The following is a 4588-nucleotide window of genomic DNA, read 5'->3' as shown; positions in this document are numbered from 1 at the left end:
CCGAAATGGCGGTGCCGTTCTGGGCCGTCTGGTATTCGGTCGGGATGCTGGTGCCGGCGCTGATCGGCGGCGCGCTCGGGCGGCATGTGCTGCGCTGGTAGCCGCCCGCGCTTCGGTTCTCCCAGGCATCTCGACGCGGCCTGCCGGGCAATCCGGCAGGCCGTTTTTCATGGCCGGACGCCCGCAACGGGCGGCCTCTGCCGAAAACTACAAGCGCCCGATCGCGCACTGTCAAAACTACATGAGCCGGGTTGCGCGGCGCGCCGCGCGCATTCCGCCCCCGGTTTTGCGCTGCAACACGCGCATCCATGCGCGGCGCGCGTTCGCCGTGTTTCGGCATCCTTTTTAAGCGCCCGCCGCGACGCTGGCCTGAAGCTTGCTCAAGCCTCGGTGTTGCCTTCGATCGCCTTCGCGCCGCACCGCCGCTTCCGTCGATGTCCGCCTCGCGCGCTATTTCACTAGCACCCACCTTTGGGGAACTGCCTTGTCGCTTAACGTCCTGATGGTTGCCGCCGAAGCGGCGCCGCTTGCCAAGAGCGGCGGCCTCGGCGATATGGTCAGCGCGTCGGCCGGCGCGCTGCGCCGGCGCGGCGTGGATGTCTCGATCCTGCTGCCCGGCTACGAAACCGCCTTCGAACAGGCCGTCGCGCCCACGCCGATCGGCTGGATCCGCGATCTCCCCGGCGGCGACGCGCGGCTCTGGCGCGCCGCGATGCCCGACACCGGCGTGCCGGTGCTGCTGCTCGAAATGAACCACCTGTACGGCCATCGCGGCAGCGGCCTCTATCAGGACGAAGGCGGGCGCGATTACGTCGACAACTTCGTGCGCTTCGCCTCGCTGTCGGCCGCCGCCGCGCGGATCGCCTCGGGCGTGCGCGGCGTCAAGCGTCCGAACGTGGTGCATGCGCACGATTGGCACACCGGCCTCACGCCGCTCTTGATGAAGCTGGCCGGCGCGCAGGCGCGCAGCGTGTTCACGATCCACAACCTCGCGTTCCAGGGCAACTATCCGCCGGGCCTCGCGCCGTATGCCGGGATTCCGTCCGAGCTGCTCGCGCCCGCGCCGAACGAGCCGCACAGCATCGAGTTCTACGGCATGCTCAGTTGCATGAAGGCCGCGATCGTCTATGCGGACCGCCTGTCGGCCGTCAGCGAGCGCTATGCGCAGGAGATCCTGACGCCGCGTTTCGGCAACCGCATGGAGGGCTTGCTCGGCGCCCATCTGGACAAGCTCTCGGGCATCGTCAACGGCATCGACGACGCGCTGTGGGATCCGCTGCACGACGCCACGCTCGCGCAGGGCTACAGCGCCGACGATCTCGCGGGCAAGCACGCCTGCAAGAAGGCGCTGCAGCAAAGCTACGGATTGCAGATCGATCCGTTCGCGCCGCTGGTGGCGATCGGCAGCCGGCTGACCGCGCAGAAGCTGGCCGACCGCCTGTGCGAGGCGATCGGCGCGGCGCTCGAACGCTGGCCGCGCGCGCAGTTCGCCGTGCTCGGGCAGGGCGAGGCCGGTATCGAATGGGACTTGCGGCGGCTGGCGGCGCGCTGGCCGGGCCGGCTCGGCGTGCACGTGGGCTACGACGAGCCGCGCGCGCACCGGCTGCATGCGGGCGCCGACATCCTGCTGCATGCGAGCCGCTTCGAACCGTGCGGGCTGACGCAGCTCTATGCGATGCGCTACGGCACGGTGCCGGTGGCGTCGCGCGTGGGCGGGCTGGCCGACACGATCGCCGATGCGCCGCCGTGCGATGCGCGGGCTTGCCTCGATCCGCAGGGCGAGATCGGCGACGCCACCGGCTTCCTGTTCGACGGCGAGCGCGCCGAGGACATCGTGCAGGCGCTGGGCCGCGCGTTCGATCGCTTCGCGCAGCCGCAGGCGTGGCGCGTTCTGCAGCGCAACGCGATGCAGCGCGATTCGAGCTGGGCGGGGCCGGTGGCGCGGTATATCGATCTGTATTGCACGCTGGCCGGCGTCAGCGCGCCGCGCGCGACGCAACTGAAGGCGAAGGCCGGCGCAAGGGTGGTGGCGAACGATGCGCCGGCGGCCGCCCGTCGCGGCCGGCTCGCCGAGCCGGTGCTCGGCAGCGCCTGAAGCCGCGGGGTTTCGCGGCGCTCAGTTGTCCGCGCCGCGCCGCCACGCGCCCGGCGTGACGCCGAGCGTGCGCGCGAACACGCGGCTCAGGTGGCTCTGGTCGGAGAAGCCGCAGGCGAGGGCGATTTCCGCGAGCGTCATGGTGCTGCTCTCGATCAGGCCGCGGGCCTGATCGGTGCGCTGATCGAGCAGCCATTGATGCGGCGTGCGCCCGGTGCTGCGCGCGAACGCACGGATGAAATAGCTGCGCGACAGGTTGCACTCGCGTGCGATGTCGGCGATCGACGCGCCTTCGCGCGTGCGCATCAGCAGCAATTCCTTGGCGCGCGCCTCGTGCGCGCGGCTCAACTGCCCCTTGATGCGCGTTTCGGTGCCGCGCAGGTTGCCGTACTTGCCGGCCAGATGCGAGCCGATCGTCACGCCGAGCTGCTCGGCGAAGCGCTCGTTCAGTTCTCCTTGCATATCGGCGGCGGTGGCCAGCGCCGCGCCGAGATGGCCCAGCACCGGATCGTGCTGACGTGCCGCGCAGGTCAGGCCGTCGATCGCCGGCGCATCGGTTTCGTCGCCGAATTGCGTCAGCGCGCGGGCCGACATTTCAACCAGAAGAAAATCGAAATTGCCGTAAAGATCGGCCGAATAATTGTCCGAAAAATCGCGGATATAAATCGAATGGGCATCGAAACGGCGATCGTCCGTGCGCATGCCGCTGAAGATCTTGCGGCGATGGCCGCCCCGCAGCGAAATGCCGATCAGGAAGCCGCGCTCGCTGGCCGGCATGGCGACGCGCTCGATCTCCGTGTCGTCCATGCACTTGCGGTAGAACGCCAGGCCGGCGCTGCGGAACTGCTGATCCTTGCGCAGCCGACTCGACACGCAGCCGAACGAATCCTTCGGCGCGGTGGGCGGGGCAGGCAGGGCGGAAGTCGCGGCGGCGGCAACGGTCGACATCGGACGGGTCCTCGGGTGAAGCGGCCGCCGCGCCCGATCGGCACGGCGGCGGATGGCCTGAAAAAGGAAGATCGCGGCCTCGGCGCCGGCGCGCGCGGCCGCGCGTGCGCATCGAGGCAGGGTGCCGGCGCGTGGGCACTCGCGCGGCGTGGTAACGATTTCGTTCGGTTTATACCATCGCTGAATTCCGGCGACAAGCCGCGCGTTTCGGGCGATTTCTCGGGTTTTGCCATCAAATCGTCATCGAATCGAAGCGGCTGCCGTCCATCGCCGGCAGCCGCGCCGAATGCATGCCGGATTCGCCGCCGATTCGGGTTCGGTAATTCAAATATGAATACGAAATGGGTTCTGCGAATCGAATGCGTATTGATATGTTGATTCGAATCTTCATTCGAATGCATTGAAACAAACGGGTGCGATTTGCTTTCGGCTTGTCAGCTTGGCGGCCGGGCGGGAATCTTTTGTTCAAAACAGCCGCCTCGCGGCCCTGATGGAACATTTTTCTTCAATACGGAATGTTACGGCCCGCTTACCATCCGCGCATTTCATCGCGACACGGCGACGTCTTGCCGTGCGCGTCTCGCGTTCATCCCGCGCCGTGGTCGGGCGTCAATTGGAGGCGGTCATGATTAGAATCGGCGCGCTGCACGTCGATTTCGAACGGCGCGAGGTGCAACGGCACGGCGAAGCGCTGCGCGTCAGCGCGCGCGCGTTCGACATCCTCGAAGTGCTGTTCCGCGCCAACGGCGCGACCGTGACCAAGGACGACATTCTCGATGCCGTCTGGCCGAACCAGGTGGTCGAGGAAAACCGTCTGCAGGTTCATGTGGCCGCGCTGCGCAAGGCGTTCGATACGGATCGCGAACTGATTCGCACCGTGACCGGGCGCGGCTATCTGCTCGTCATGCATGCCGCCACCGTGCGCGAGCCGGCGGTGCGCAACGAATTGCCCGCGAGCGCCGGGCCAATGATCGGCCGCGACGACGACGTGGCCGCGCTGCTGGACCGGCTCGGCCGCGCCAGCGTGGTCACGCTGGTGGGCGCGGGCGGGATCGGCAAGACCTCGCTCGCGCTCGGCGTCGCCCAGGCCTTGCGCGAGACGCAGGCCGCGCAGGTGGCGTTCGTCGAGCTGGCCTCCGCCGACACGCGCGAATCGGTGCTCGCCACGCTCGCGCTGGCGCTCGGCCTCGCGCCCGAAGCGGTGCTGCTCGATCCGCTGCAATTGCTGGCCGCGTTGCCGGCCGAGGGCGCCGTGTTGATGCTCGACAACGCCGAACACGTGATCGAAGCGGTGGCGCGGCTGGTCGAAACGCTGCTCGGCGCATCCGGCACGCTGCGGATTCTGGTCACGAGCCGCGAGCCGCTGTCGATCCGTTCCGAACTCGTCTATCGCGTCGAGCCGCTCGCCGTGCCGCCGCTCGATGCCGGCCCCGAGGCGCTGGCGGCGTATGGCGCCGTCGCGCTGTTCCTGCAGCGCGCGCGCGGCATCGCGCCGGGCTGCGCAGGCGATGCGCCGAGCCTGCGGCTGGTGGCCGACATCTGCCA

The 4588-nt window shown here is 68.6% G+C and carries 5 protein-coding genes; 3 read left to right on the top strand and 2 right to left on the bottom strand.

The annotated features are described in order from the left end of the window. Nucleotides 1-5: 5 nt before the first annotated feature. Together G3N92_RS31085 and glgA are read left to right on the top strand one after the other, a co-directional pair. Nucleotides 6-101, top strand: a complete 96-nt coding sequence (locus G3N92_RS31085; RefSeq protein WP_339385852.1) for an NrsF family protein — start codon at nucleotides 6-8, stop codon at nucleotides 99-101. A gap of 383 nt (nucleotides 102-484) precedes the next feature. Further along, entirely contained in the window at nucleotides 485-2095 is a 1611-nt protein-coding gene (gene glgA, locus G3N92_RS31080) for a glycogen synthase GlgA (RefSeq protein ID WP_206131372.1), read from the top strand. A 21-nt stretch (nucleotides 2096-2116) separates the two neighbouring features. On the opposite strand, the gene G3N92_RS31075 is transcribed toward glgA, so the two are convergent. Continuing rightward, nucleotides 2117-3043, bottom strand: coding sequence for an AraC family transcriptional regulator (locus G3N92_RS31075; RefSeq protein ID WP_206131371.1), 927 nt, complete (start codon nucleotides 3041-3043; stop codon nucleotides 2117-2119). Nucleotides 3044-3275: 232 nt separating this feature from the next. Further along, a complete protein-coding gene (locus G3N92_RS31070) occupies nucleotides 3276-3542 on the bottom strand; it encodes a hypothetical protein (protein WP_206131370.1) in 267 nt (88 codons plus the stop codon). Between the two features lie 126 nt (nucleotides 3543-3668). Here G3N92_RS31070 and G3N92_RS31065 point away from each other — a divergent pair. Further along, nucleotides 3669-4588, top strand: a 920-nt coding sequence (locus G3N92_RS31065) for a winged helix-turn-helix domain-containing protein (protein WP_206131369.1), incomplete at its 3' end; no start/stop codon positions are given.

Source organism: Burkholderia sp. Ac-20379 (assembly GCF_017104645.1).
GTDB lineage: Bacteria > Pseudomonadota > Gammaproteobacteria > Burkholderiales > Burkholderiaceae > Burkholderia.
This window is presented reverse-complemented; position numbering and strand designations above follow the sequence as displayed.